This window comes from Nonomuraea sp. NPDC048882 (assembly GCF_040649755.1).
Taxonomy (GTDB): Bacteria; Actinomycetota; Actinomycetes; order Streptosporangiales; family Streptosporangiaceae; genus Nonomuraea; species Nonomuraea maheshkhaliensis.
In genome coordinates, this window is sequence record NZ_JBEZGB010000002.1 from 858,642 (window position 1) to 884,104 (window position 25,463).

General features: G+C 71.2%; 22 protein-coding genes and 1 tRNA gene. 20 read left to right on the top strand and 3 right to left on the bottom strand.

Features of this window, described 5'->3' with window-relative positions; genetic code table 11:
• Window positions 1-3: 3 nt before the first annotated feature.
• Together aepY and AB0C27_RS09390 are read left to right on the top strand one after the other, a co-directional pair.
• Entirely contained in the window at window positions 4-1,170 is a 1,167-nt protein-coding gene (gene aepY, locus AB0C27_RS09385; protein ID WP_357840231.1) for a phosphonopyruvate decarboxylase, read from the top strand.
• A gap of 67 nt (window positions 1,171-1,237) precedes the next feature.
• Window positions 1,238-3,274 carry a KedN5 family methylcobalamin-dependent radical SAM C-methyltransferase gene (locus AB0C27_RS09390; protein ID WP_357840234.1) on the top strand — a complete coding sequence of 679 codons (2,037 nt, stop codon included), beginning with the start codon at window positions 1,238-1,240 and terminating at the stop codon, window positions 3,272-3,274.
• A gap of 5 nt (window positions 3,275-3,279) precedes the next feature.
• Here the strand turns inward: AB0C27_RS09390 and AB0C27_RS09395 are convergent, their stop codons facing one another.
• Window positions 3,280-4,794: an FAD-dependent monooxygenase gene (locus AB0C27_RS09395; RefSeq protein WP_357840237.1), complete on the bottom strand. Its 1,515-nt coding sequence runs from the start codon at window positions 4,792-4,794 to the stop codon at window positions 3,280-3,282.
• A 179-nt stretch (window positions 4,795-4,973) separates the two neighbouring features.
• Between AB0C27_RS09395 and AB0C27_RS09400 the strand changes: the two genes are divergently transcribed.
• From AB0C27_RS09400 to AB0C27_RS09450, 11 genes are all read left to right on the top strand, one after another.
• Entirely contained in the window at window positions 4,974-5,381 is a 408-nt protein-coding gene (locus tag AB0C27_RS09400; protein WP_357840240.1) for a cupin domain-containing protein, read from the top strand.
• Window positions 5,378-6,649, top strand: coding sequence for a beta-ketoacyl-[acyl-carrier-protein] synthase family protein (locus AB0C27_RS09405; RefSeq protein WP_357840243.1), 1,272 nt, complete (start codon window positions 5,378-5,380; stop codon window positions 6,647-6,649). The genes AB0C27_RS09400 and AB0C27_RS09405 overlap by 4 nt, the downstream gene beginning before the upstream one ends.
• On the top strand, window positions 6,646-7,869 hold the full coding sequence (locus tag AB0C27_RS09410) for a ketosynthase chain-length factor (protein ID WP_357840246.1): 1,224 nt from the start codon (window positions 6,646-6,648) through the stop codon (window positions 7,867-7,869). Before AB0C27_RS09405 ends, AB0C27_RS09410 begins: the two co-directional genes overlap by 4 nt.
• Window positions 7,870-7,961: 92 nt before the next feature.
• Complete coding sequence (locus tag AB0C27_RS09415) at window positions 7,962-8,225, top strand: acyl carrier protein (RefSeq protein WP_357840248.1); 264 nt, start codon at window positions 7,962-7,964, stop codon at window positions 8,223-8,225.
• Window positions 8,222-8,686: an SRPBCC family protein gene (locus AB0C27_RS09420; RefSeq protein ID WP_357840251.1), complete on the top strand. Its 465-nt coding sequence runs from the start codon at window positions 8,222-8,224 to the stop codon at window positions 8,684-8,686. Before AB0C27_RS09415 ends, AB0C27_RS09420 begins: the two co-directional genes overlap by 4 nt.
• Window positions 8,687-8,700: 14 nt before the next feature.
• On the top strand, window positions 8,701-9,171 hold the full coding sequence (locus AB0C27_RS09425) for a DUF1772 domain-containing protein (RefSeq protein ID WP_357840254.1): 471 nt from the start codon (window positions 8,701-8,703) through the stop codon (window positions 9,169-9,171).
• Window positions 9,172-9,200: 29 nt separating this feature from the next.
• The gene (locus AB0C27_RS09430) at window positions 9,201-9,365 is read left to right on the top strand and encodes a hypothetical protein (protein ID WP_357840257.1); all 165 of its coding nucleotides are present in this window, start codon (window positions 9,201-9,203) and stop codon (window positions 9,363-9,365) included.
• On the top strand, window positions 9,362-11,023 hold the full coding sequence (locus AB0C27_RS09435; RefSeq protein WP_357840260.1) for an acetyl-CoA carboxylase carboxyltransferase subunit alpha: 1,662 nt from the start codon (window positions 9,362-9,364) through the stop codon (window positions 11,021-11,023). The genes AB0C27_RS09430 and AB0C27_RS09435 overlap by 4 nt, the downstream gene beginning before the upstream one ends.
• Window positions 11,020-11,466 carry a biotin/lipoyl-containing protein gene (locus AB0C27_RS09440; protein WP_357840263.1) on the top strand — a complete coding sequence of 149 codons (447 nt, stop codon included), beginning with the start codon at window positions 11,020-11,022 and terminating at the stop codon, window positions 11,464-11,466. The genes AB0C27_RS09435 and AB0C27_RS09440 overlap by 4 nt, the downstream gene beginning before the upstream one ends.
• 1 nt (window position 11,467) lies before the next feature.
• Window positions 11,468-12,826, top strand: coding sequence for an acetyl-CoA carboxylase biotin carboxylase subunit (locus AB0C27_RS09445; protein WP_357840266.1), 1,359 nt, complete (start codon window positions 11,468-11,470; stop codon window positions 12,824-12,826).
• A 419-nt stretch (window positions 12,827-13,245) separates the two neighbouring features.
• Window positions 13,246-14,043 carry an AfsR/SARP family transcriptional regulator gene (locus tag AB0C27_RS09450; protein ID WP_357840269.1) on the top strand — a complete coding sequence of 266 codons (798 nt, stop codon included), beginning with the start codon at window positions 13,246-13,248 and terminating at the stop codon, window positions 14,041-14,043.
• On the opposite strand, the gene AB0C27_RS09455 is transcribed toward AB0C27_RS09450, so the two are convergent.
• Complete coding sequence (locus tag AB0C27_RS09455; protein ID WP_357840272.1) at window positions 14,026-14,691, bottom strand: class I SAM-dependent methyltransferase; 666 nt, start codon at window positions 14,689-14,691, stop codon at window positions 14,026-14,028. The two genes, AB0C27_RS09450 and AB0C27_RS09455, sit on opposite strands and share 18 nt — an antisense overlap.
• A gap of 170 nt (window positions 14,692-14,861) precedes the next feature.
• Between AB0C27_RS09455 and AB0C27_RS09460 the strand changes: the two genes are divergently transcribed.
• The 7 genes from AB0C27_RS09460 to AB0C27_RS09490 all read left to right on the top strand — a co-directional run bounded on the left by AB0C27_RS09460 (window position 14,862) and on the right by AB0C27_RS09490 (window position 23,633).
• Window positions 14,862-14,933: transfer RNA gene (locus AB0C27_RS09460), tRNA-OTHER, on the top strand.
• Window positions 14,931-16,463: an SDR family oxidoreductase gene (locus AB0C27_RS09465; RefSeq protein WP_357840275.1), complete on the top strand. Its 1,533-nt coding sequence runs from the start codon at window positions 14,931-14,933 to the stop codon at window positions 16,461-16,463. Before AB0C27_RS09460 ends, AB0C27_RS09465 begins: the two co-directional genes overlap by 3 nt.
• 2 nt (window positions 16,464-16,465) lie before the next feature.
• Entirely contained in the window at window positions 16,466-17,638 is a 1,173-nt protein-coding gene (locus AB0C27_RS09470; RefSeq protein WP_357840278.1) for a gala protein, read from the top strand.
• Complete coding sequence (locus AB0C27_RS09475) at window positions 17,635-19,458, top strand: hypothetical protein (protein ID WP_357840281.1); 1,824 nt, start codon at window positions 17,635-17,637, stop codon at window positions 19,456-19,458. Before AB0C27_RS09470 ends, AB0C27_RS09475 begins: the two co-directional genes overlap by 4 nt.
• Window positions 19,455-21,230, top strand: a complete 1,776-nt coding sequence (locus AB0C27_RS09480) for an ankyrin repeat domain-containing protein (RefSeq protein ID WP_357840284.1) — start codon at window positions 19,455-19,457, stop codon at window positions 21,228-21,230. The genes AB0C27_RS09475 and AB0C27_RS09480 overlap by 4 nt, the downstream gene beginning before the upstream one ends.
• Before the next feature lie 19 nt (window positions 21,231-21,249).
• Window positions 21,250-22,452: an AAA family ATPase gene (locus tag AB0C27_RS09485; protein WP_357840287.1), complete on the top strand. Its 1,203-nt coding sequence runs from the start codon at window positions 21,250-21,252 to the stop codon at window positions 22,450-22,452.
• Between the two features lie 2 nt (window positions 22,453-22,454).
• Window positions 22,455-23,633 (top strand): VWA-like domain-containing protein, encoded by a 1,179-nt coding sequence (locus tag AB0C27_RS09490; RefSeq protein WP_357840290.1) that lies wholly within the window; start codon window positions 22,455-22,457, stop codon window positions 23,631-23,633.
• A gap of 21 nt (window positions 23,634-23,654) precedes the next feature.
• Here AB0C27_RS09490 and AB0C27_RS09495 read toward each other — a convergent pair whose 3' ends face one another.
• The gene (locus tag AB0C27_RS09495) at window positions 23,655-25,457 is read right to left on the bottom strand and encodes a DUF2264 domain-containing protein (protein ID WP_357840293.1); all 1,803 of its coding nucleotides are present in this window, start codon (window positions 25,455-25,457) and stop codon (window positions 23,655-23,657) included.
• Window positions 25,458-25,463 lie beyond the last annotated feature (6 nt).

The window sequence follows — 25,463 nt, forward strand, 5'->3', positions numbered from 1 at the left end:
GCGGTGCTCGACCCCACCGCGTTCCTCTCCGCTCTGAGGCGACGAGGGGTGACGGCGTTCACCGGCGTTCCCTGCTCCCATGTGGCGTCGCTGATCAACGCGGTGGCGGGCTTCCCCGAGGTCGCCTACGTCCGGGCCACCCAGGAGGGCGAGGCGCTGGCCATCGCGGCGGGACAGTGGCTGGCCGGCTCGACCGCGTGCGTGTTCAGCCAGAACTCCGGGCTGGGCAACATGGTGAACCCGCTGACGTCACTGACCCATCCCCATCGCATCCCGGTGCCGCTGATCGTGACCTGGCGGGGCGAGCCGCGGCAGCCCGACGAGCCGCAGCACGCACTCATGGGCGAGATCACCCGTGACCTGCTCGACCTGCTGCGGATCGGCTGGCAGGTGCTGCCCGCGGAGCCGGACCGGGTCGCCGCCACCCTGGACGAGGGATGGAGGCAGATGGAGGAGCGCTCCGTGCCGTACGCGTGGGTGGTGCGGCGTGGGACGTTCCTCTCCACGACGCTGCACGAGCCCTCGCCCGCCAGGACCCAGACCGAGTGCGTACGGTGGCCCGCGGTCGCCCAGGGGAAGGGGCCCACCAGGACCGCCGCCCTGAACCGGATCCTGGAAGTGGTGCCCGACGACGCCGCGATCATCTCCACGACGGGCATGACCAGCCGTGAGCTCTTCACCCTCGCGGACCGCCCCCAGCACTTCTATCTGGTGGGCGCGATGGGGTCGGCGGCGGCGGTGGGGCTCGGTGCGGCGCTGAGCACCTCCAGGTCCGTGGTGGTGATCGACGGCGACGCCGCCGCCCTGATGCGGCTCGGCACGCTCACGGCCGTCGGCGCGTGCCAGCCACGGAACCTGGTGCACGTCGTGCTGGACAACGGCGTCCATGACTCGACGGGCGGCCAGCGCACGCTGGCGCACCAGGCGGACCTGCCCGCGATCGCCATGGCCAGCGGCTACCAGTACGTCCACGGCTGCCGCAGCCTCGACGAGCTGGGCCAGGCCCTGCGGGCCGCCGTGCTCGGATCGGGACCGGCCTTCATCCATCTGTCGATCAGGCCGGGATCCCCGGCCTCGCTGGGGCGGCCCACCGTGCATCCCGCCGACGTCGCCCGGCGCTTCAGGGATTTCCTCAGCCCCGCTCCGGCGAGGCCTTCCACCAAGAATTGAATGACGCTCTAATCGCTGCGCTCACCATCTCGTCATCACTCACAGGCACATTCAAGAGGAGCACGCGATGGTGGCCGATCAACGCAAGCTGTCTGTGTATCTCCTGCAACAAGGCGTCTGGGACATGCCGCTGGAGTCGATGCCACTCGCCTCGGGTTACCTCAAGGCCATGGTGTCGTCCGATGACCATCTGCGCTCGCGGGTGGACGCGACGATCCACAATTTCCGCGGTGGCGTGACGCTCATGAAGATGGCCGTCGAGGTTTTCCACGACGGCGCGCCGGACGTCATCTGTTTCTCGGTGCTCGGCTGGAACTACCAGAAATTCGGCGCGCTCGCCGAGACCTTCAAGCAGATGAACCCCGACGGCTGGGTGATCTTCGGTGGCACCCATGTGGCCAACCAGGCCGAGCGGACTTTCCGCATGTTTCCCGACGTGGACGTCATCGTCAACGGTGAGGGGGAGGAGGTGTTCGTCGAGCTGCTCAAGGCCCGGCTGGCCGGCGTCCCGGCGACCGACCTCGGCGGCATCGGCGGCATCTCGTTCGTGAACGCCGAGGGGGAAGTGGTCACCACGCCGCCCAGAGAGCGGATCAACGACCTCGACGTCATCCCGTCCCCCTTCCTGACCGGCGCCATCGAGCTCACCGACGCCGCCGGCCGCTTCAGGTACGACGTCGCGCTCATGGAGACCAACCGCGGCTGCCCGTACAAGTGCTCCTTCTGCTACTGGGGCGGCGCGGTGGGCCAGCGGGTACGGGCGTTCTCCCGCGAGCGGCTCCGCGCGGAGCTGGAGCTGTTCGCCGGCCACGGAGTGCACACGGTCGTGCTGTGCGACGCCAACTTCGGGATGCTGCCGATCGACGCGGAGTTCGTGACGGACCTGCTGGCGGTCAGGGACCGCTACGGCTACCCGCGAGCCCTGGAGACCTCGTGGGCCAAGAACAAGTCGAAGGTCTTCTACGACATCGTGCGCACCATGAAGCGCGAAGGACTGCGCAGTTCTTTCACCCTCGCCCTCCAGACGCTCACCGACGACGCGCTCCAGCTGATGAACCGGCGCAACATGAAGGTCAACGACTGGGAGGACCTCGCGGAATGGCTGGACCGGGAGGGACTCGACGCCTACGCCGAGCTGATCTGGGGTGCGCCGGGTGAGACGCTGGGCACCTTCTTCGAAGGCTACGACCGGCTCTCGCGGCACGTCTCACGTATCGCGGTCTATCCGCTCCATCTGCTGCCCAACACCGAATACGCGGAGAAGAAGGCCGAGCACGGGATCATCTCGGTCCGCGGTGACCATGACGATTTCGAGTACATTCTCGCCCACAACACCGTCTCCTTCTCCGACAACGAGCTGATGAAGCGCTTCCTGTTCTGGAGCCGCGTCGTCGCGGAGAACGCGGTCCTGCGGCACACCTGGGTCGGCCTGCGCGAGATCGGCGGGGTCTCCCAGTCGCGGGTGCTGCGCACGCTGGACGCGTGGGTGTCGAGGACCGACGATCCGGCCGCGCTCCCGCTCCAGACGGCGGTCACCGCCGCCACGGAGGCCAACAGCGACGTCGCCTACGGCGACGCGGTCAAGTATCTGTTCGGCGACCCAGAGGCGCGGCGGCTCCTGCGTCGATGGTGGGACGAGGCGGTCACGCCGCTGCTGGAACCGGAGTCACGGCCCGTTCTGGAAGTGATCTTCGACTACGACCTGCTGACTCAGCCCTTCTACCACCACCCCAAGGCCGGCACTCCCGCCGAGGTTCTCCCGACCCGCTCGGTCCGGGGGGAGACCTATTTCGTCCGTGAGGGCCTCGTGCTGAGCTATGACGCGCCAGGCATCATCCGTGAGCTGCGGGCCGGAGGGAAGCCCCGCATCGAGCCCGTGCGCACCGCGGTGACCCTGTACTACCGTGCGGGCGCGGAGAACTTCATCGGCTCCACGAACCACGAGGAGGTCGTGCACTTCGTCGGCATGCCCGAGGAAGAGGCCCTGGCCGCCGCGGCCGCCGGGGCGGCCGACCCGCTCGCCGTCCCGGCGGCCGGCCCCGTGGCCGGCCCCGTGGCCGGCGCGGTGGCCGCCCTGCTGACCGACAAGGGAGGCTGCGCGTAACCGGGTCACGCGTTCAGCGACAGCACCCGCTCCACGGCCCGGTCCAGCGGCTCCTCCAGATCACTCCGCCAGGCCACGAAGCCGTCGGGGCGCACCAGCACCGCTCCGTCGCCGCCCAGGCCGTAGGCCTTCTCCCAGCGGTCTTCCACATCGAGGAGTTCCCCGGCGAGCACGTGGACGTCGAGGCGGACCGACAGGCGTCGCGCGGTCCTGCGCGCCGGCTCCCGCCAGCGGTCGCCCTGCGGCCCGGCGAGCAGGACCAGGTCGCGACGGAACAGATCGATCACCGACATGGGCTCACCCCGCCGCTCGAGAACGAGATGCGGGGCACGCGCGCCGGGACAGGCGGCCGGGCGGTGCGGGTCCTCCGGATCCGCGCCGTACCGGTAGCCGAAGGTCATGGTCAGCTCGTCCAGGCCGTCGAGCGGCGCCGCGCCCGCGGTCACTCCACGTCCCGCGGCGATGCGGCGATGGCTGTAGGCCACGGTCAGGTCTCCGACCGCCCGGCGTTCGGCGTCGTACGTGTCGAGCAGGCCGGCTCCGGCCTCGCCGCGGAGCACATGGGCGAGCTTCCACGTCAGGTTGTGCGCGTCCTGCATGCCCAGGCTGGCGCCGAAGCCCCCGACCGGGGGCAGGACGTGCGCCGAGTCCCCGGCCAGGAAGACCCGGCCCGCCCGGTACCGCGTGGCCGACCAGGCCGCCAGTTCCCATGGCATGGCGGCGATGATCTGGGCGTCGAAGGCCGGGTCGCCCACCGCCCCGCGGATCAGGGACAGGCACCGTTCGCCGGTGAAGCTCCTGTCCTCCGGCCGGCACCGCACGATGAGGGTGCCGACGCTCAGGGTGTCGTCGTGCGCGAGAATCCCCTGCACCTCGGGGTTGACGATCTGGCAGACGGCGAAGCGGCGGCCGCGCAACGGGCCGCTGAGGTCACCGCGGAACAGAATGCTCATCTGGTTCGCCAGCACGCCGGGGCCGGTGCGGGCGATGCCGAGCTGCTCGCGGACCCCGCCCTGGGCTCCGTCCGCGGCGATGGCGTACCGGGCGCGTACCGTGCGATCCGGCAGCCGGGCGAGGACTCCCTCGTCGTCCTGCTCCAGCCCGGCCAGCTCGGTGCCGAACGACAGCCGGGCGCCCAGTTCCCGCGCTCGCGCGTACAACAGCGGCTCGACCCGGTCCTGGCTGGTCAGACACCACCGCGACGGGCTGATGTCGCGCAGGTCGGCGCGGAGCGGCAGCGTGACGCTCTCGAATTCCGGCCCCGTCAGCGACTCCACCCGCGCTCTGGTGACGAAGTCGGCGAACCCGCTGGTGCCGGCGAGCAGCTCCTCCTCCAGGCCGAGCGCCCTGAGCAGTTCCACGCCCCTGGGGTTGAGACCCCGGGCCCGCGGATGAACGGAGAGCCCTTCGTGCTTCTCCACGAGGAGAGTGGCCACGCCCTGGGCCGAGAGGAAGGCGGCGGCGGAGAGCCCGGTGAGTCCACCCCCCACGATCAGCACCTCGGTCGTCTCGTGCCTCATCGTTCCTCCTCGGAGTCCTGACGTCGCGTTGCGGAGGTCTGCGAGTGAAGCACCGGCGGCTCGCGATCCGCTTGGAGACGGTTCGAGCCTGTCTCACGAACCATTCCCTAACGGCCTTCGAAGCGCCTCGTCCACATTGAGGGGATATCTGCGCGCTCATAGGGAGTCTCATGCCGACCATGGACACTGTGATCGACTTCAGTGACGCCGTCGTCAACACCAAGCGCGGCGGCGAGATCCGCATCCTGCTCAGCCCGAAGAGCGGCGGCTCCTCCACGGGCCTGATGGGTGTGGTCACGCTGGCGCCTGGAGAGTTCGTCTCCGAGCACTACCACCCCTATTCGGAAGAGCACCTTTACGTGATGGCCGGGCGGCCGGTGCTGCGGATCGAGGGGAGCCCCGTTCCGCTCGCGCCGCGCCAGGCGATCCTCGTCCCCAAGGGCGTCCGCCACCGGCTGGAGAACCCCTCGGACGACCCGGTCGAGGTCCTCTTCCACCTGTGCCCGCTGGCTCCCAGACCGGAGCTCGGGCACGTCGACACCGAGGAACCGCCGGGCGGCCGACCCGACGGGGAGCCGGCTCGATGAGTTCCCGGCGGGCCGTCATCACCGGCATCGGTGTCATGGCACCGGGCGGTACGGGCCGGGAGGCGTTCTGGGATCTGGTGACGTCCGGCAAAACGGCGACGCGCACCATCTCGCTGTTCGATCCCACCGGCTTCCGGTCCAGGGTCGCCGCCGAGTGCGACTTCGACGCGGCGGCGCTGGGGCTCACCCCGCGGGAGATCCGCCGCATGGACCGCGCGGCCCAGCTGGCCGTGCTGAGCGCACGGGAGGCGATGTCCGACTCGGGGCTGGAGCCGGAACGGCTGAATCCGCACCGGGTCGGCGTGGCGCTCGGCAGCGCCGTGGGCTGCACGATGCGGCTGGAGCAGGAGTACGTCGTGCTGAGCGACCACGGCAGGCACTGGGACGTCGACCACTCCTACGCCGTGCCGCACCTGTACGACTACATGGTGCCCAGCACGCTGGCCCGCGAAGTGGCCTGGACCTGCGGCGCCGAGGGCCCGGTGGCCCTGATCTCGACGGGCTGCACCTCCGGCATGGACGCGGTGGGCCACGGCGCCCGCATCATCGAGGAGGGGGCCGCCGACGTGGTGGTCGCGGGGGCGACCGACGCCCCCATCTCCCCGATCAGCGTCGCGTGCTTCGACGCGATCAAGGCCACCTCGCCCAACAACGACGATCCCGAGCACGCCTCCCGGCCCTTCGACCTGCACCGTGACGGGTTCGTGCTGGGTGAGGGGGCGGCCGCGTTCGTCCTGGAGCCGGAGGAGGAGGCGAGGCGGCGCGGCGCATCCGTCTATGCCACCATCACCGGCTACGCCACCCGCAGCAACGCCTTTCACATGACCGGGCTCAAACCAGACGGGCGCGAGATGGCCGAGGCGATCGCGCGCGCGATGCATGAGGCCCGGGCGTCCGCCGAGGACGTTCACTACATCAACGCCCACGGCTCGGGGACCAAACAGAACGACAGGCACGAGACCGCCGCCTTCAAGCGGAGTCTCGGCGACCGGGCGCGCGAGATCCCGGTCAGCTCGATCAAGTCGATGGTGGGACACTCGCTCGGCTCGATCGGCGCCATCGAGCTGGCGGCCTGCGCCCTGGTGATCAACCGTGGCGTGGTCCCGCCCACGGCGAACCTGCACACCCCCGACCCCGAATGCGATCTGGACTACGTTCCGCTCACGGCACGGGAGTGCCGGGTGGCTGGCGTGCTGAGCGTGGCGAGCGGTTTCGGCGGTTTCCAGAGCGCGATGATCCTCCAGCGGCTGGGGGCGGTCCGGGGATGAGAGCTCGATCCGTGGTGACGGGCATCGGCGTCGTCGCCCCCAACGGCGCCGGCCTCGATGACTACTGGGCGGCCACGCTGAGCGGCAAGAGCGGCATCGCCCCCATGACCCGGCTCGCCGCCTCGTCCTACCCCTTCCGCCTGGCGGGGGAGGTGCCGGCGTTCGCCGCCGAGGATCACGTGCCGGGGCGCGTCGCGGTCCAGACCGACCGCTGGACGCACCTCGGCCTGGCCGCGTCGGCCATGGCTCTGGCCGACGCCGAGGCCGATCCGGCCGCCTTCCCCGAATACGACATGGCCGTGGTCACGGCCAGTTCCTCCGGCGGCACGGAGTTCGGCCAGCGGGAGATCCAGAAGCTGTGGAGCAAGGGACCGCGGTCCGTGGGGGCCTACCAGTCGATCGCCTGGTTCTACGCCGCATCCACCGGACAGACCTCCATCAGGTACGGGATGCGCGGCCCTTGCCGCGTGCTGGCCACCGAGCAGACCGGGGGGATCGAGGCGCTGGCCGAGGCCAGGCGGATCCTGCGCGGCGGCGCCCGCCTGGTGCTGGCCGGCGGCACGGATGCCTCGTTGTGTCCGTACGGGGTCGTCGCCCAGTTCGCCAACGGGCAGATCAGCCGCTCGACCGCCCCGGAACAGGCCTACCTGCCCTTCGACCTGCGCGCCTGCGGCTACGTGCCCGGCGAGGGCGGCGCCATGATGGTGCTGGAGGAGCTCGACGAGGCGCGGCGGCGCGGCGCCGCCGACATGTACGGCGAGATCGTCGGTTACGGCGCCACCTTCGACCCCCCTCCCGATGCGCGGCGGCCTCCCAACCTGCGCCGCGCCATCCAGCTCGCCTTCGACGACGCCGGACTGACCCCCGGGGACATCGACGTCGTGTTCGCCGACGCCCACGGGACGCCGTCAGCCGACCGGCTGGAGGCGGAGACCCTGGTCTCGCTGTTCGGCGCGCGGAGCGTCCCGGTGACCGCGCCCAAGACCATGACGGGCCGGTTGTACGCCGGCGGCGCCGCGCTGGACGTCGCCACCGCGCTGCTGTCGCTGCGCGACCAGATCATCCCGCCCACGGTGGGAGTCCACCGCCCCGCCTTCGCGTCCGCCCTCGATCTGGTCGTCGATCAGGCCCGCCCCGCCAGCCTCCGCACCGCGCTCGTCGTGGCGCGCGGCCACGGTGGATTCAACGCCGCGTTGATCGTTCGACTGATCCTCGACTGAACATCGTTCGGTAACCGACCCGCTTTTACCAGGATCACCAATGGTCGTTTCACCGTAACCGGAAACGACACGTCACCAGGGGAGAACGCACCGTGAGAGAGTTCACGCTCGATGATCTCAAGCGAATCCTCCGAGCGAGCGGAGGGGAGACCGACATCACCTCGCTGGACGGCGACATCGGCGACATCGCCTTCGGCGATCTCGGCTACGACTCCCTGGCCGTCCTCGAACTGGCCAGCCGCGTCGAGGACGAGTACGCCGTGGTCGTGCCCGACACCGCCGTCCAGGAACTGCCCACGCCCGCGGACGTGGTCGACTTCGTGAACGCGCGGCTGCGTGAGGCGGTCGGCCGATGAGCGTGCACACCGACAACGCCGTCGTCATCGACGCTCCGATGGACCTGGTCTGGCGCATGACCAACGATGTCCCCACCTGGCCGGAGCTGTTCAGCGAATACGCGGCGGCCGAGATCCTGGAGACGCGTGGCGCGACGATCCGCTTCCGGCTCACCATGCACCCCGACGAGAACGGCAATCAGTGGACCTGGGTGTCCGAGCGTACGCCTGATCCCGAGTCGCGCACCGTCACCGCGCACCGGGTGGAGAAGGGCGTGTTCGAGTTCATGAACATCCGCTGGGAGTATCGCGAGGTGCCCGGCGGCGTGGAGATGCGCTGGCTGCAGGAGTTCGCGATGAGGTCCGACGCTCCCGTCGACGACGCGACGATGGAGGATCGGATCAACCGCAACTCCGTCGTACAGATGGCCCGGATCAAGAAGCAGGTCGAGGCCGCGGCCGTCCCGTTGAGCGATCGGTGACCGAGGAGACGGACATGCAGGCATTTCTTCCGATCCTCATCGCAGTCGCGCTCCTGGCCAGCGGCATCGCCGCGGGCGTCCTGCTCTGGTCGGTCATGGGCGGGGTCCCGCTGCTGCTCAGCCTGCCCGCGGAGCGGTACGTCGAGATTCACCAGTTCTGGGGTAACCGCTTCGACGGGCTCCAGCCGCTGCTCGTCAGCGTGACCGTGGTCCTGGGCGTGCTCCTGGCGATCTTCGCGCCGGCGCAACCGGCGGGTGCGCTCTTCGCCGTGTCGGCCGTCGCCGCGCTCGCCGTGATCATCATCTCCCGCTTCAGGAACGTCCCGCTGAAGCGCAAGGTGATGCGCCTGGACGCGCACAACCTGCCCGCCGACTGGGAGCGGCTGGACCCACGGCGCGCGTGGGCCGCCTGGAACCTGGCCCGAACCGTCTGCGGAATCCTGGCGTTCGCGGTCAACGTGGCCGCCGTCTCCCTGCTCATCTGACGTGCGGCAGAAAGAGGTGACACCGGCGCATGAGCTTCGCGAAGACCTCGGTCCGCCACCTGATCCGTCGCATCGGCGCCTCCCTGCTGCGCGGGTTCCAGGAGTTCGGCGCCACGTGGCACCAATGGGACTACGGCATCTTCGGCCCCATGATCCCGTTCCCGCCTGAGACGGAAGAGAGGACGGATCGGTGACGGAATCCCCGGTATGGATCGTCTGTCAGCAGTGCGGCATCCGCCTCTACCGGAAGAGGTTCGAGCAGGAGCTCCACGTGTGCCGCGAGTGCGGCCACCACGCCAGGCTCGACGCGTTCCAGCGGATCGGGCAACTCCTCGACCAGGGCTCGGCCGGCGAGATGGACTTCGGGATCCCGGCCGGGGATCCGCTCGGTTTCACTGACCGGCTGGCCTACCCCGACCGGCTGGCGGCGGCGCGGGCGGCCACGGGCCTGCGCGATGCCGCGGTCAGCGTGCGGGGCACGATCGAGGGCCGGCGGGTGATCCTCCTGGTGATGGACTTCGCGTTCCTCGGCGGCAGCCTGGGCACCAGCGTGGGTGATCTGGTGGTCGGCGCGGCGGACGCCGCTCGGCACGAGCGGATCCCGCTGATCGTGGTGACCGCGTCCGGCGGTGCCCGCATGCAGGAGGGTGCCCTGGCGCTCATGCAGATGGCCAGGACGAGCCAGGCGCTGGCCGCGCTCAACGACGCGGGCGTCCTGACGATCACCGTCGTCACCGACCCCACGTTCGGCGGCGTGGCCGCCTCCTTCGCCACACAGACGGACGTGATCATCGCCGAGCCGGGCGCCCGCATGGGGTTCGCCGGGAAGCGGGTCATCGAGCAGACGATCGGAAAACGGCTGCCCGCCGACTTCCAGACCGCGTCCTCCCTGATGGAGCACGGTCTCATCGACGACGTCGTACCCCGCGTCAGGTTGCGCACGGTCCTGTCCAGGCTGCTCTCCCTCACGGATCCGCCGTCCGGCGGCGACGACCTCCCGCCGGCGACGCCGCCCGGCCCGCTCGGGGAGCCGGAGGCGGCGGACCCCTGGCAGCGGGTGCGCAGGGCGCGCGAGCTGGAGCGGCCCACCACGCTGGACTACATCCACCACATGTACGACGGGTTCAAGGAACTGCACGGGGACCGGGTCTCCGGAGACTGCCCCGCCATGATCGCCGGATTCGGCCACCTGGCCGGACGACCGGTCGCCATCATCGGCCAGCAGAAGGGCCATGACGCGGCGGAGCTGGCGCGGCGGAACTTCGGGATGGCCTCACCGGCCGGCTACCGCAAGGCCGCCAGGTTGATGACGCTGGCGGAGAAGCTCCGCCTGCCGATCATCACGCTCATCGACACACCCGGCGCCTATCCAGGCATGGAGGCCGAGGCGCACGGGCAGATGAACGCCATCGCGGCCAGCCTCCGGCTCATGTCAGGACTGCGCGTTCCGCTGATCGCGGTGCTCACCGGCGAGGGTGGGAGCGGCGGAGCGCTGGCTCTCGCGCTCGCCGACCGCGTCCTGGCCCTGGAGCACGCGGTCTACTCGGTCATCTCACCCGAGGGATGCGCGAGCATCCTCTGGCGGTCGCGGGACGCCGCCCCGACGGCCGCCCGGGCGCTGAAGGTGACCCCGCCGGATCTCCTGCGCCTGGGGATCGTGGACGACATGGTGCCCGAGCCGCCGGGGGGAGCTCAGCGCGACCACGCGCGGGCCGCGGAGATCCTGCGGGCGCACCTCACCGCGGCTCTCGACGAGCTCACCCCCTGGGACGCCGACGCACTCGTACGCAGGCGTCATGCCCGTTTCGCCCGCTTCGGAGCGCAGTCGGTCAAGAAGGAGGTCAGCCTGTGAACGACGCCGAGAACCTGGCCCATCAGCTGGTGACGTTGCTGCGGCAGTTGCCGGAGACGCCCACGCGAATCCGCGTACGACAGGGCTCCAACAGCCTTGAGGTGGAGTGGCCGGACACCGCCACCGGACCCACCCGCCCGGCTCCGGCCGCCGAGCCGCTCGATGCGCCGGACGACGCGCCGGACGACGAGGCCGAGCGGACGGAGTACGTGCGCGCGCCGATGATCGGCACCTTCTACCGCGCTGCCAAGCCAGGCGCGCCGCCCTTCGTCGAGGAGGGCGCCGAGGTCGTCGCGGGCCAGCAGGTGGGGGTCATCGAGTCCATGAAACTCATGACACCGATCGAGACCAAGTGTGCGGGAATCGTCCGGCGGATTCTCGTGCCGGACGCGACGTCCGTGGAGTACGACCACCCACTGATCGAGATCGCGATGGCAGGGTGAGATGTTCAACAGCGTACTGATAGCCAACCGCGGCGAGATCGCGCTGAGGATCGCGCGGACCTGCCGGGAGATGGGCTTACGGACGATCGCGGTCTACTCCACCCCCGATCGCGACTCTCCCGTCGTGCGCTTCGCGGACGAGGCCGTGCACATCGGCCCCGCCGCCATCAGGCACAGCTACCTCAACATCCCCGCGATCATCGAGGCGGGGAAGGCCACGGGGGCCGAGGCGATCCATCCGGGGTACGGTTTCCTGTCCGAGGACCCGGACTTCGCGGAGATCTGCGAGATGGAGGGGCTGACCTTCATCGGTCCTCCGGCCGGCCTCATCGCTCAGTTCGGTGACAAGGCCGAGGCGCGCAAGCTGATGGCCGAGGCCGGCCTGCCGGTGGTGCCGGGGAGCGAGCGCGCCCTGGAGAGCACCGAGGCGCGCGAGCTGGCCGACGCCATCGGCTTTCCCGTCATCCTCAAGGCCTGCGCGGGCGGAGGCGGGCGCGGGCTGAACGTCGTCCGCAGCCTCAGGGACTTCCCGCAGGCCTACCGCAACGCCCGCGCCACGGCCAACGCGGCCTTCAACGACGGCCGCGTCTACCTGGAGCGCTTCGTCGAGAACGCGCGGCACATCGAGATCCAGGTGCTGTGCGACAACCACGGCAACGTGCTGCATCTCGGCGAGCGCGACTGCTCGGTGCAGCGGCGGCACCAGAAGCTGGTCGAAGAGACCCCGGCGCCCGGCCTGGCTCCGGACCTGGCGGAAAGGATGGCGCTGGGGGCGATGGAGGCGGCCAGGCGGCTGGGTTACCGAGGACTCGGCACCTTCGAGTTCCTCGTCGACGAGTTCGGGCGCTTCTTCTTCATGGAGATCAACTGCCGGATCCAGGTGGAGCACCCGGTCACCGAGATGGTGACGGGGCTCGACCTGGTACGCGAGCAGATCAGAGTCGCGGGAGGACTGCCGGCCTCGGTGTCCCAGAGCGACATATCGCTGCGTGGCGTGGCCATCGAGTGCAGGCTCAACGCCGAGGATCCGGAGAAGGGGTTCGCGCCGACGCCGGGCACCCTCACCGAGTTCGTGCCGCCCGCCGGGCCGTTCATCAGGACGGACAGCCATGCCGGCACCGGATACACGATTCCCGCGGAGTACGACTCGCTCATGGCGAAGATCGTGTCATGGGGGCCCGACCGCCAGCAGGCGCTCAACCGCATGATCCGCGCCCTCGGCGAGCTCCGGGTCTCGGGACCTGGAATCCGAACAACACTCGCATTCATCGAGGAGGTGATTACACATCCGGCTTATCAGGACGGAAAACACACCACCGCGCTCGTCCAGAAGCTGATCTCCGAGAGAAAGGAGCGGTAGGAGGCGGAAAGAAGGATGGAGTGTTTCGGTATAGAGCTGGTATATGAAAAGTATACGGCGAGTATACGGCGGGGCGCTCCGCCTGGCGGGCTTAAAGCGTTCCAGGTCGTTGTCACGCCGCTTCGAGCTGGGAAAACAGGGAATTGTCTCGTTGTCATGGCCGTGCCCGACTGCCTTAATGAAGGCAGCTGGGAGGGCAATCCCGCGGATATTCCGCCGCACACAACCGCCGATGGGCGATGTGCGGTGCAGAGTCCTTGCCTACCCAGATCAATTGTCCTAGCATGAATGAAAACTTAACAAAGATCAAATATCTGCGCCAACGGGGGAGCCCACCGTCGCAAGGTGACGTGTCATGAATGCTCCGCCGCTGAAAGTCATGCCGGCACCGGCCTCCGCGCCCATCTTGGAGCACTGAAATGACTCGATTGCGAGTACTCGGCACCTTAGAGCTGGAAATCCAAGATAAAATCTACTCGCCACGCCCGCCCAAGCAGCGTCAGGTCCTGGGATTGCTCTCGGTCTGCGCCAACCGGATCGTGTCGCTGGAGTCGATCATCGAGGAACTCTGGGGCGACACACCGCCCCGCAGCGCCACGACCACGGCTCAGACGTACGTCTACCAGATCCGCAAAAACCTCAGCCGGCTGTGTGACGGCCCGGAAAGCGAGTTGCTCGAAACCGCCTCCCCTGGCTACATCCTCCATCTCGCCCCTGAACAACTCGACGTGGCGGTGTTCCGCGAGCATCTGGCCAACGCGCGGGCGCATTTCAAGAAGGACAACCGCGTGGAGGCCTCCCGCCTGTTATGGCGGGCGTTGCGGCTGTGGCGCGGCGGCGCTTTGGAGGACATCCCGCTGGGCCCCCTGCTCAGAGCGCATGTCGCGCATTTGGAGGAACAGCGCCTCCAGGCCCTGGAGATGCGGATACAGATGGATCTGCTGATGGACCGCCATCGCGACATGGTGGGCGAGCTGAAGCAGCTCATCGCCGAATATCCGCTCAACGAATGGTTCTACGCGCAGCTCATGAGAACGCTGCAACGGTCAGGACGCCGCGGCGAAGCCCTCCAGGTCTACCAGGTGCTCAGGCGGACCCTCCAGGAAGAGCTGGGGATCGAGCCTTCTCTCGATCTCCAGCAGCTCCAGCGGGCCGTACTGAAAAGCGGTGAAGGGGGGCAGCAGCACCTGCGCGTCCCGTCAGTGGAAGCCGGCTGAGCCGTTCCTGGTCGTGCGGAAGAACATCATGGCGCCGCTGTGCCTGATCCGCAGCTCGCCGAACCCGGCGGCACTCAGCCAGCCGCGCACCTCCGCGCCCGTCCCGACCCGCCCGAATATGCCGAGCTCGCGATTCTTGGCGATCACGGCGTCCTGGCGGCGGCCCGCACCCAGAACGATGGCTGTGCCGATCAGCTCCCCGCCGGTCCGAAGCACCCGCGCCATCTCGGCGACAGCGGACCCGGGATCGGGGAAGCAGTGCAGCCCGTTGTAGCTGACGCACAGATCGAAGCTCTCGTCCGGGTACGGCAGGTCCGTCACGTCGGCCTGCGCGAACTCGATGTGGGTCAGCCCACGGCGAACCGCCTCCGCCCTGGCCCTGTCCAGCATCACGGAGGACAGATCGGCGGCCACGTAACGCGGACCGGAGGCCGCTCGCAGGCCGCGAAACGCCACGCCGCCCCCGCACGGCACGTCGAGCACCGATCTGCTCGCCGCCAGTCTTCCCAGCTCGTCCAGCTCCGCGTACCACGGCCTCAGCCTGGCGCCCCAGAGCAGCCAGGCCATGACGCGTGCCAGGCGCTGGCGTTCGACGACGCGGTCGTAGAGCGACACGTTCGTCGAGTTCTTCCAGTGATCGGTTCTCATCGGCTCTCCGGTGATCTCAGGAAGGGCGCCGCCGCTTCTCAGGTGGTCGCGCCTCAAGCGAACACCTCTGCGGTCAAGGCGCCTTAGGAGGTCGTTCGAGTGGCCACCGGGTCCCGTACGCCGAGAACGGCCCTCGAATGTCAGTGCTATTCGCTAAGCTCTGCAGCGGCAAGGCTGTAGCGCAGAGGTCGTCGCGCCTTACAGCAGGTTGGAGGACGTCGGTTCGAATCCGACCAGCCTTGCCCCAACTCTTGAGGTCATCGGTGGGGGTGCGGGTGTCGGTCGTCGATCCTGACGTGGCCGGGGCTCCGCCGCCCGGGTCGGAGACCGGCCAGACTGAGATCGAGACCTGTCTGCGGGTGATGGCCCAGGCGCGCGCGGCCGATCCGGCCGACCCTCGATGGGCGGCCGTGCACGAGGCGGCGGCGCACCTGTACCGGGCGGGGAAGAAGTCGCGCAAGGCGTCGCGGCACGCCGAGCGCAGGCGGCGCGACCACGAGGTCACGGCGGCCACGGTGCGCTATCGAGAGCAGGATCCGTCCCCCGCGCTCGTCCCGCCGGCGATCTCAGCCGGTCCTCGGGATCAAGCAGGTCCCCGGGCTCAGGCTGGTCCCAGCGATCAGGCCGGTGTCGCGGAGCCGGATTCGTCCGGTGATCGGGCCGCGCCGCCTCGTCGCTCGCTGGTGGGTACGCGGCGCTGCTACGTCTGCAAGTCCGCCTACCGGCAACTGCATCCCGAATACCACCTGCTCTGCCCGGCCTGCGCCGACGAGAGCATGGCCCGCCGGCACGCCCGCTGCGACCTGCGTGGCCGCCGGGCGATCGTGACCGGGGGACGGGTGAAGATCGGTTTCCAGCTCGCGCTGAAGCTGCTGCGCGACGGCGCGGACGTCCTGGTCACCACCCGTTTCCCGAGGGATGCCGCGCGCCGGTTCGCGGCCGTGCCCGACGCCGGAGCCTGGCTGGACCGGTTACACGTGCACGGTGTCGACCTGCTCGACCTGACGGCCGTCGCGGGGCTGCTGGAGTCCGTGCAGCGGCGTTTCAGCCATCTCGACATCCTGGTCAACAACGCGGCCCAGACGATCCGCCGGCCCGCCGCCTACCATCGCGAGGTTCGCACCGCGGAGAGCGTGCCGCTGAGGGGCCTGGCAGCGCGGATCGACGTGCCGGAGCGGCTGGAGGTCGCGCCGGTTCCTTCGCACCCCGCCGTCAGGCAGCGGGACGCCCTGGAGGAGTGGTTCCCCGCCGGCCAGACGGACGAGACCGGTCAGCCGCTCGACCTGCGCGACCGCAACAGCTGGAGCCTGCGGCTGCACGAGGTGGACCCGGCCGAGTGGCTGGAGGTGCAGTTGGTGAACTCCTTCGCGCCGTTCCTGCTGACGTCCAGGCTGCGCGCTCTGCTGGAGGCGTCGCCGTGGCCGGACCGGTACGTGGTGCAGGTGTCGGCGATGGAGGGCAGCTTCTCCCGGGAGCAGAAGACCGTCCGCCATCCGCACACCAACATGGCCAAGGCCGCACTCAACATGCTGACCCGCACCGCCGCCGCGGACTACGCGGCCTCGGGCATCTACATGAACAGCGTCGACACGGGCTGGGTCACCGACGAACGCCCCCATCCGGACAAGATCGCGCAGCGGGAGGCGGGGTTCCGCCCGCCGCTGGACGTCATCGACGGCGCCGCCCGGGTCTACGACCCGATCGTGCGCGGGGTGGGCGGGGATCGGGTGTCCGGCCTGTTCCTGAAGGACTACCGACCGGTGGAGTGGTGAAGATGGAGCCGACGCCCGTACGCCGCCCTGCGATCGAGCACTTCGACGTGCCGACGCCCGTACGCTGCCCCGCGATCGAGCACCCCGACGTGCCGCCGGCCGATCCGGCGGACCTGGGTCCGCTGGTCGCGCGGCTGGCCGCACCGGCCAGAGTAGCGGCCGACGAGACCTTCCCGCTGGGCACCGTACGGCCCGACGGCCGGGTCGACCTGTGCAAGCAGGGCCTCGGACCGGCGGGCGCGGCGCGGCTGCTCCCGGCCGCGGTGGCCTCGCCGCACGCCGTTCATCTGCTGCTGGGCACCAACGCCATCGGCGACGACGGAGCCAGGACCATCGCCGACGCGCTGGTTCCCGGGCACGGCCTGGAGACGCTCTACCTCGGCTGCAACCGCATCGAGTCGGCGGGCGCGCGGGCGCTCGCCGATCGGCTGGCCACCGACACCACCGTGCGCGCCCTGTGGCTCAAGCGGAACCCGGTGGGCGACGGCGGAGTCCTCGCCCTGGCCGCGATGCTGCGTCGCAACACCACGATCCGCACGCTCGACCTGGTCAACACCGGCCTCTCGCGGGAGGGGCTGCGGGCGCTGCTGGGCGTGCTCACCGAGCGGCCGACCCCGGTCGAGCGGCTGTTCCTGGGCGGGAACGGGCTGGGCCCCGAGTCCGGCGACCTGCTGGCCGCGCTGATCAGGGACGCCGGCGTACGCGAGCTCTACCTTCCGGCGAACCATCTCGGCGACGCCGGCGCGGCCACGCTCGCGGCGGCGGCCGACCCCGACCGGCCGGTACGCCTGGGCCTCGGCGGCAACGGCATCGGGCCGGAGGGCGCGCGTGCGCTGGCCGGCGCGCTCGGCGGCATCGAGGCGCTCGACCTGGGACGTCCGCCGTCGGAGCGGACCCTCGGCGCGCCCGCGAACGTCACCGGAGACACGGGCGCGGCCGCGCTGGCCGCGGCTCTGCCCGGCAGCCCGCTGCGGCGGCTGGAGCTGCGCCGCACCGGGGTCACCGGCCGGGGCGCCAAGGCCCTGCTGGCCGCCGTTCCCGAGGACACGCGGCTGGAGTACGTCGGGTTCGGCCCCGGCGTGCCCCGTCAGGTGAAGCGTGCGCTGGCGCCACGGCTGCGTCCCGCCGCCCGGACCCATCCGGACCTGCACGCGATCGGAAGCCTCTACCGATGAGTGCGGCGCCCCCGCCGGCGCGTACGCCGTCCCGTTCGTACCCGCCGCACGAGGCGTCCCGGTTACGGCGGATCCGGCGGTACGCGGTGCCCTCGTGGATGATCGAGGAGGCGACCGAACGACGGCTCGCCGGCGACTGGCGTGGCGCCTGCGCAGCGGCCAACGTCGACGTCGCCTTCGACCTGGCCGGCATCGCGAACGAGCACGGCGAGGCCGTCGCCATCGCGCTGGAAGACGACCTGTGCAACTTCGCCCCGGACCTGCTGCGCTGGCACCTGCCCCGCCTGGACCGCGGCCGTACGACGATCGTGCCCGACCAGGTGATGATCCTGGGGCGGCCGGGTGACGCCCCGAACGCCCCGTACCTCCACCTCCTGACGCCCCGCTGGATGGCCCACGGCCCGCAGCGGCTGCGGCTGCACGTCGGGCCGGTGCGCCGGCAGAACGCCTGTCTGGAGACCGACTGGGCGTACAGCGCGTTCTGGCGCGATGTCGTCCAGGACTGGAGCTCATCGCGTCACCTGTGGGATGCCCGCCAGGCCGGCGACCTGCGGGAGCGCTGCGGCGGCGGCAAGGATCGAGCCCCGTTCCTCCACGGTGACGGCACGCCGCGCGGCGCGGAGGAGCTGCCCAAGTCCGACCCGGGCCACGCCGATCCGGCCTCGCGCACCGAGTGGGTCACGCTGTCGCACGAACGCGGCGAGGTCGAAGCGGCGTTCGCCGCCGCCGGCATCGAGCTGGACGCGGAGCCGCTCGAGGTCGAGCCCTATTTCTCGGTGCAGCTCGTCGACCCGCTCGACGTTCTCGCGCGGATGCCCCTCGCCCTGACCCGGATGGAGGCGGAGATCCGCCGCCTCGCGGCCTCGGCGGGAACCCGCCGTTTCTGGCTTCCCTACCGGCAGTACGCGGCGCTCCTCTTCGAGACGTCGGATGCGGGGCTGCGCGTCCGGATCGTCCCCTTCGAGCTGGGCACGGAGCCTGCGGACGCGGTGCTCCCAGAAGCGTGCTGGCGCCGCCTGCCCGACCTCGACCTGCTGCGGGACGGGCATCCGCCGGAGCTGCTCCATCCGCTCGTACGCGAAGCCCTGTTCCCCGGCCGCGCCGCCGTTCCCGCCGAGCCGTCCGGCCGGGAACTCCCGCGGCCGGTCAGGATCCGCTGCCGCGACGAGTGGCACGAGGTCTCCTTCCACGACGGCGCCCTGCGCATCCCGCACAGCGCGGAGGAGCAGCAGCGGGAGGACGCCATGCGGGCGTTCGGCGGCGCGGTCGCCGGCTGCTTCGCCGCCCGGCACACGTGGACCTCCGGAACAGGACGGCTGCCCAAGGCCCTGCGCGACCAGCGGGGGGACCTTTTCGCGCGGGTCCAGCACGGCGACCTCCCTGGCGTACTCCGGCTGCTGGACGCCGGCGTGGATCCACGCGTCCGCGACGGCCGCGGGCGCACCCTGCTCCACCTGCTGCACCTGCTCGACCCCGGCCCCGATCCGAGGGTGCCCGGCCGTGGCAGGCGCGAGCAGGCCCACCTGCTGCGGCACCTCGACCATGACGGTCTGCTCGGGCGGCTCCTGGCGGCGGGCCTGGACATCGACGCCAGGGATGGCGACCGGCGCACGCCGCTGTTCTCCGCGATCTGCGGGGACGGTTCGGTGGCGCTCGTTCAGGCGCTGCTCACCGCGGGAGCGCGGATCGACCTGACCGGCGAGATCCACGGGCAGCCCGTCTCGCTCCACCGCCTGATCGCCTGGCTCGATCGCGATGACCTGGACTTCATCACGGATCGCATCGAACGCGAGCATCCGGAACTCACCGAGGAAGAATGAACGCCGTCAACTCGCCGATCCCCGCCACCGATACGCCGATGCCGGTCCCCGCCACCGATACGCCGATGCCGCGCCGCACGCCGATTCCCGCCACGGATGCGCCGCCGCCGCGCCGTACGCCGTCGTACCCACCGCACGAGGCGTCGAGCCGGCGCCGGATCCTGCGCTACGCCGTCCCCCGGTGGATGATCGAACGGGCCACTGAGCGACGGCTCACCGGCGACTGGCGCGGCGCCTGCGCGGCGGCGAACGTCGACGTCGCGTTCGACCTGGCCGACATCGCGAACGAGCACGGCGGCGCCGTCGCGGCCGCGGTCGAGGACGACCTCCTCCATTTCGCACCGGACCTGCTGCGCTGGCATCTGCCGCGGGTACTGGGGGGAGGATGGACCACGATCCGCAACTTTCAGCGGGTGACCTTGAGCGCGGCCGGAGAAGAGTATTGTCTGCGCGTCACCACACCGGCGACGTGGGAGCGGCCGCAGCGGCTGCGCCTGAGCTTCGAGCGGATCGCCGGCTCGGGCGGCTACTGGGCCGGCACGCACAACTGGGCCACGCTGCGCCACCTGTGGGATGTGCGGCACACCGGCGAGCTGCTGGAACGCCATGGTGGCGGAGACCGGCCGCCGTTCTTCGACGCGGACGGGACCCTGCGGCCCGCCGGGAAACTGCCCACGGCCGACCCCGGTCCCGCCGACCCGTCGGCCCACACCGAATGGGTGACCCTGCTGCATGAGCGAGGGGAGGTCGAGGCGGCGTTCGCGGCGGTGGGGATCGAGGTGGATCCGTCACCGCTCCAGTCCGGCTACGCCGGCTTGATCGATCCCTTACGCGTCCTGGAGAAGCTTCCGGTGGCGCCGGCCAGGCTGGAGCCGGAGCTCCGGCGGCTCATCCGCGCGGGCCTCGGGCACCGCTTCTTCATCCAGCAGCCCCTCCCCGGCTCCCTGCTCCTCGAAGGCGACGAGCGAGCCGGCGGACTGCGCATCCGGCTCGTCGGCGGAAAGAAGGCCAGCGGCGCCGCGATGTTGCCCGAAGCGTGCTGGCGGCGGCTGCCGGACCTCGACGTGCTCCGGCAGGGCGACGTGGATCCGGACTGGCTGCATCCGCTGGTCAGGGAGGCGCTGTTCCCGCTGCGCGCGGAGCCCGCCGGTCCGGTCGGGCCGCCGGATCCGCGGCTCCCGTCCCCGTTCCGGGTGCGCTGCCGCGGCGAGTGGCACGAGCTGTCCTTCCAGGACGGCGCACTGCGGATGCCGCACAGCGCGGAGGAGCAGCGGCGTGAGCAGGCGCTACTGGCCTTCGGCGGCAGGATCGCCGGCTGCTTCGCGGTGCAGCGGGCGATGCGCTCCGAGGGTGGCCGGCTGCCGAAGGCCCTGCGGGAGCTGCGGCGGGAGCTGTTCCTGCGGGTCCAGCACGGTGACACGCCGGGCGTGCTCAAGCTGCTCGACGCCGGGGTGGACCCGCGGCTGCGTGACGGCCGGGACCGCACGCTCCTGCATGCGCTGATCCACCTGGACCATGAGGTGCTGCTGCCGCGCCTGCTGGCGGCCGGGCTCGACCTCGAGGCCGTGGACTACAAGGAGCGTACGGCGCTGTACGTGGCGGTCGCGGACGACGGCTCCCCAGCCCTGGTACGGGCGCTGCTGGCCGCCGGAGCGAACCCCCGCGTCACCGACGAGCGGGACGTGTCGATCTCCGAGCTCATCGACGACATCGAGCGCACCGACCTGGACTTCGTCCTGACCCTGCTGGAGCAGGACGAGCCCGCCGGATGACCTGGAAGGACGAGGCACAGTGAACGTCACCGACGAGGACGTCGCACCGGATCCGCTGGCCGCGGCCGACGACCTGGTCCGCCGGCTCGCGTCCGGACGTACGGAGCCGGCCGCGAACCCGCAGCTTGAGGCGCTGTCGCTCGCGGTGTCGGCGAACCTGCCCGTGCTGCTCTGGGGCGAGCCGGGCATCGGCAAGTCCGCCGGCCTCCAGCAGCTGGCCGCCGGGCTCCGCGTCCCGCTGGAGACGGTGATCGCGAGCGTGCACGAGCCCTCCGACTTCGCCGGCCTGCCGATCATCGGCGACGATCCGGCCACCACCGGGGTGCCGATGGCCCCACCGGACTGGGCGGTGCGGCTGGCCGAGGCCGGGCGCGGCGTCGTGTTCTTCGACGAGCTGTCCTCGGCTCCCCCTGCCGTCCAGGCGGCGCTGCTGCGGGTCGTCCTCGAACGCCGGGTCGGCAGCCTGCCGCTCCCTGAGTCCGTCCGCGTGGTGGCCGCCGCCAACCCGCCGTCCAGCGCCGCGGACGGCTGGCACCTCAGCCCGCCGCTGGCGAACCGGTTCGTCCACCTGCAGTGGACGCACGATCCGCGGACGGTCGCCCGGGGCATGGCCGGAACCTGGCCGGCCGTGCCCCTGCCGCGCATCGACCCGGCCCGGGTGCCCAGCGCGGTCGCCCGCGCCCGAGGGGTGATCTCCGGGTTCCTCACCGCCCGGCCCGGCCTGGCCCACCACCTGCCTGCCGACGCGGAGAGCAGGGGGCGTGCCTGGCCGTCGCCGCGTACTTGGGAGATGGCGCTGCGCCTGCTGGCGGTCGGGTACGCCGCCGGCGCCGACCAGAAGGCGCTCGCGACCGCGGTGATCGGCGCGGTGGGCGACGGCGCGGGGCTTGAGCTGCTGAACTACCTCGAACAGCTCGACCTGCCCGACCCGGACCGCGTGCTGGCCAACCCGGACGCCTTCGCGCTGCCGGCCAGGGGCGACCGGCAGCTCGCCTTCCTGACGGCGGTCGTCTCGGCGGTGCAGAGCGACCTCACGCGGCGGCGCTGGGAGGCCGGCTGGACGGTGCTGGCCAAGGCCGTGGACGCCGGCGTACCCGACGTCGCGGCCAGGGCCGCCGCGGATCTCGCGGCGCTGCGCGACACCGACTGGCCGGTGCCGAGCGGCATCGACGCGTTCATCGACCTGCTCCAGCTGTCCGGCGCGCTGCCCGGCGCCTCCTGACCATGGCCGCGTTCGACCAGGTCAAGCTGCTCGCCGCGCGGTACCGTGCCGCGAGCGAGCGGCCCTACCTCGCCTCCGCGCTCTACTCGCTGACGGTCGTGCCGAGCGACGGCGTGCCGACGATGGCCGTCGACCGGCACTGGCGGTGCTACGTGTCACCGGCGTTCGTCGCGGCGACGTCCGTTCCCGAGCTCGCGGGCGTGTGGATCCACGAGCTGGCTCACGTGCTGCGCGACCACCACGGCCGGGCGGACCGGCTGCCGGCCGCCGACCAGCGCGACCGGTTGCGGGTGAACGTCGCCCAGGACTGCGAGATCAACGACGACCTGCTCGCCGACGGGCTGACACTGCCGCAAGGCCGGATGGAACCCGGCCTTTTCGGACTGGCGACCGGACGGCTGTTCGAGGAGTATCTCCCGCAGTTGCCACCGTCCGTCGTCTGCTCCGACTGCGGCTCCGGCGCCCACGGCGCAGCGGGGGAGTGGGAGATCACCGGCGACCGGGGCGGCGTCAGCCCGGTCGAGGCCGATGCTCTGCGCCGGCACACCGCCGAGGCGATGCGCGCCCATCAGCGCAACCGCGGCAGCCTCCCGGCCGGCTGGCGGCTCTGGGCGGACCAGGTCCTGGAACCGGTGGTCGACTGGCGGCGGGTGCTCGCGGGCGCCGTAAGGGAGGCGGTCGCCTGGGCCGCTGGGGCGATCGACTACACCTATCACCGGCCGTCCCGCCGCACCGCCGCGCTGCGCGGCGTCGTGCTGCCGAGCCTGCGCCGCCCGCTGCCGGTCGTCGCGATCGTCATCGACACCTCGGGGTCCATGGGCGAGGACGACCTGGCGGCGGCCCTCGCCGAGGTCACCGGCGTGCTGCGGGAGGTCGGCGTCGGCGGCAACCGGGTCACGGTGCTCGCCTGCGACGCCGACGTGCACACCGCGGCCCGGGTGACGTCCGCGCAGCAGGTGACCCTGGCCGGCGGAGGCGGCACCGACATGCGGGTCGGCATCGAGGCGGCCCTGGCCCTGCCGGAGCGGCCCGGCGTCGTGATCGTGCTGACCGATGGCTTCACCCCGTGGCCCGAGGCGCCGTCGTCGGCCAGGCTCGTCGCCGCGCTCATCGGCGCGGATCCGCCGGCGCCGCCCGCCTGGGTCGAGGCCGTCCGCGTTCCGCGCATCGCCGACGCCTGATCCGCCCAGCTCAAAGCGATCTCAAGGCGACCTCGTGCTCATCCGTTCGGCGAGCCAGGCGGGCAGCGCCGGCGGCCGGGACCAGGCGGATCGCCAGGCGGTGCGGTCGGGGTCGGCCAGGACGGCGCAGGCCAGCCAGTGTTCCCCCGCCTCATGGCGGGAGACGAGCGTGGGCAGGGCGGTGCGCGGGGTGATCAGGTTGGTGTTGGGCTCGGTGAGGATCACGCGCCCGTCGCGCGTACCGGACATATCGAGCAGGCCGCTCCCGCCGGAAGGGCCGCACGCCCAGGTGCCGCCCACCATCTCCAGCGTGTCGAGCGGGCCGGAGCGGCCGACGGCGAAGCCGCCCTCCGCCGCCGTCAGCGGGCGCTCGCAGCGTACGCGGTGGACGCGCAGGTGCCACGGCGGGCCGGGCACCAGCCAGGTCTCCACTTCGACGCCGGGCATGGGCCACCAGACCGAGCGCAGCGCCTCACCTTCCGCCGCCGCCTCTTCCGAACGCGCGCGTACGTGGTAGTGCACGCCGTCTTCCGACAGGGCCAGCATGTTGTCGGCCGCCGCCTGCGCGAGGCCGCGGCTCCCGGCGGGAACGCTGAAGCCGAACGCGGAGGAATAGGCGAACTTGGTGTACTTCTCCGCCACGTGCCGCGGCTCCCAGTCCGCCCACTGGCCGCCGTCGGAAAGGGCGGTCACCTGGCGGCCCTCCTCGTCCCTGACCAGGAGCAGGCCGGCTTCCGGCACCGCGTGCACCCGTGGCAGATCGGGCAGGGGTGACTCCTCCGCGAGCCAGAAGGGGTGGGTCTCCGGCAGCGCGAGCGGCAGGAAGAACTTCAACGCCCAGTACGGCGAGCCCGGCGAGTTGTAGCCCTCCGCCATGATCAGGTTGGCGTAGCCGTACCCGATGGAGAGCGTCGCATCGGGCTGGAAGATCGGCAGGCGGCTCCACCAGCGCAGCTGCCGCAGCGCGAGTCCTTTGAGCACGCCCCAGGGCAGCGCCTCCACGTCGGCGAAGGCGAGTGCGCCCCAGAAGGCGCCCTGGGCGAAGCGGTAGGTGAGGCTGCGCCCGTACGGCACGGCCGCGCCGTCGGCGGTGAACCAGTGCGCGAAGTCCCGCGCGAACAACGCGGCCCGTTCACGGAATCGTTCCGCCCGCTCCGAGGAGTCGGCGAGCGCGGCGTAGATCAGGCCGTAGAAGTGCATGGCGAACGGTACGTAGTAGTCGCGCTGCCTGGTCGGCCCGTCGGAGTACCAGCCGTGGTCCCCGAGGGAGAAACTCTCCAAGCGGTCCAGCGCCTCCCGCGTCGCGCCGGGGTCGTGGTCCGCGCCGACCCTGGCCAGGCCGAGGTTCACCAGCACGCGGAAGAACAGCCAGTTGTTGTCCGGGGTCTGCCGCCGGTTGATCTGGGAGAGCCAGCGCGCCAGGTGGTCGCGCGCCTGCGGCGTGAGCGGCTCCCACACCCGCTCGGGGACCAGGGCCAGGGCGAAGCCGATGGCGGCCATCTCCACCAGGCGCTGGTCGCGGTCTGCGGGGTCGCCCCAGAACTCCGGTCCGCCGGGATCGGCGCCGCTCGCCAGCCCTCGGACGTAGGCGTCCCAGCCGTCGAACTCGCCTCCTCCGGCGGCCAGCGGGGCGAGCCCCCAGAGCGGGCGGGCGAATCCCTCCAGCTCCGCGGCGGTGTCGTCGAAGGCGGCTCCCGAGCTGCCGAGCCGTACCCGCGCGCCGCCGGGGCTGAATCGCGGGGCGAGCGGCGCGCACAGGGAACGTACCGCCTCTTGCAGGTCCGCACGGGTACGCAGGGGGTTGCCGGCGAGGGGATTCGTCATCGGGCT

Bases quoted from the DNA above. Each gene is read 5' to 3' on its own strand.
- AB0C27_RS09405 (WP_357840243.1), top strand. From the start codon at position 5,378: ATGAGTTCCCGGCGGGCCGTCATCACCGGCATCGGTGTCATGGCACCG.
- AB0C27_RS09470 (WP_357840278.1), top strand. From the start codon at position 16,466: ATGGAGCCGACGCCCGTACGCCGCCCTGCGATCGAGCACTTCGACGTG.
- AB0C27_RS09450 (WP_357840269.1), top strand. From the start codon at position 13,246: ATGACTCGATTGCGAGTACTCGGCACCTTAGAGCTGGAAATCCAAGAT.
- AB0C27_RS09390 (WP_357840234.1), top strand. From the start codon at position 1,238: ATGGTGGCCGATCAACGCAAGCTGTCTGTGTATCTCCTGCAACAAGGC.
- AB0C27_RS09455 (WP_357840272.1), bottom strand. From the start codon at position 14,691: ATGAGAACCGATCACTGGAAGAACTCGACGAACGTGTCGCTCTACGAC.
- AB0C27_RS09400 (WP_357840240.1), top strand. From the start codon at position 4,974: ATGGACACTGTGATCGACTTCAGTGACGCCGTCGTCAACACCAAGCGC.
- AB0C27_RS09495 (WP_357840293.1), bottom strand. From the start codon at position 25,457: ATGACGAATCCCCTCGCCGGCAACCCCCTGCGTACCCGTGCGGACCTG.
- AB0C27_RS09425 (WP_357840254.1), top strand. From the start codon at position 8,701: ATGCAGGCATTTCTTCCGATCCTCATCGCAGTCGCGCTCCTGGCCAGC.
- AB0C27_RS09445 (WP_357840266.1), top strand. From the start codon at position 11,468: ATGTTCAACAGCGTACTGATAGCCAACCGCGGCGAGATCGCGCTGAGG.
- AB0C27_RS09395 (WP_357840237.1), bottom strand. From the start codon at position 4,794: ATGAGGCACGAGACGACCGAGGTGCTGATCGTGGGGGGTGGACTCACC.
- AB0C27_RS09410 (WP_357840246.1), top strand. From the start codon at position 6,646: ATGAGAGCTCGATCCGTGGTGACGGGCATCGGCGTCGTCGCCCCCAAC.
- AB0C27_RS09490 (WP_357840290.1), top strand. From the start codon at position 22,455: ATGGCCGCGTTCGACCAGGTCAAGCTGCTCGCCGCGCGGTACCGTGCC.
- AB0C27_RS09420 (WP_357840251.1), top strand. From the start codon at position 8,222: ATGAGCGTGCACACCGACAACGCCGTCGTCATCGACGCTCCGATGGAC.
- AB0C27_RS09430 (WP_357840257.1), top strand. From the start codon at position 9,201: ATGAGCTTCGCGAAGACCTCGGTCCGCCACCTGATCCGTCGCATCGGC.
- AB0C27_RS09475 (WP_357840281.1), top strand. From the start codon at position 17,635: ATGAGTGCGGCGCCCCCGCCGGCGCGTACGCCGTCCCGTTCGTACCCG.
- AB0C27_RS09480 (WP_357840284.1), top strand. From the start codon at position 19,455: ATGAACGCCGTCAACTCGCCGATCCCCGCCACCGATACGCCGATGCCG.